Annotated in this window: 1 pseudogene; it reads right to left on the reverse strand. The window is 74.5% G+C overall.

What is annotated here, in order from left to right:
• Window positions 1-190, reverse strand: a pseudogene (locus tag FOE67_RS29870) (hypothetical protein); the annotation flags it as partial.
• Between the last annotated feature and the right edge of the window lie 452 nt (window positions 191-642).

Genomic DNA, 642 nt, shown 5'->3' on the forward strand with positions numbered 1-642 from the left:
CGATGCCCCTCGGCACCGACGCGCCGGGGAGGGGGGCCCGCGGCGCGTCGGTGCCGAGGGGCATCGGGGCGACCGGCGGCACGATGTCCGGGGAGTCCGCGAGCGCCGGCTCGGCGGCCGGCGCGGAGGCGAACGGGGACCCGCCGCGTCCGGGTACGGGGGATCCGGGGTGGACGTCGGGCGTCGCCATGGAAACCTCCGGCAGGACTGGAACGGGTGACGGGGGCGACACGAGTGCGTCGGTCACCCAACCGTCCCCCGAACTCTGCCAGAACGCGGAGCGTCGCGCAGCCTCGGGTACGGCGTCCGGGGAGCGGCGGCCGGAGTCCCCGGCGGATCACCGCTGTTCGGGCGCGGTGGGACCGGTTCGGGAATTCGATCCGCCGACACGCCGGCCGGCCGATGGTCACCGACCGTGACAGCCGGGGAATTTGGGAAAGGGATCCGGGGCCGGGAGAGCGATGCCGGGGCCGGGAGAGCGTGCGGGGGACCACGAACGGACATCGGGGGCGAAACCCGCACACGGGACACCGGTGCGCGAGCGGGATTGACGGGACCGCGTCACGTTAATACGTTTCAGCCGTCTGGGAGCGCACCCCGCGGCCCCGCCGCGTCTCTTCATCCGCACACCCCCGTATCCCC

The sequence above is a fragment of the Streptomyces calidiresistens genome (genome assembly GCF_014141525.1).
GTDB lineage: Bacteria > Actinomycetota > Actinomycetes > Streptomycetales > Streptomycetaceae > Streptomyces > Streptomyces calidiresistens.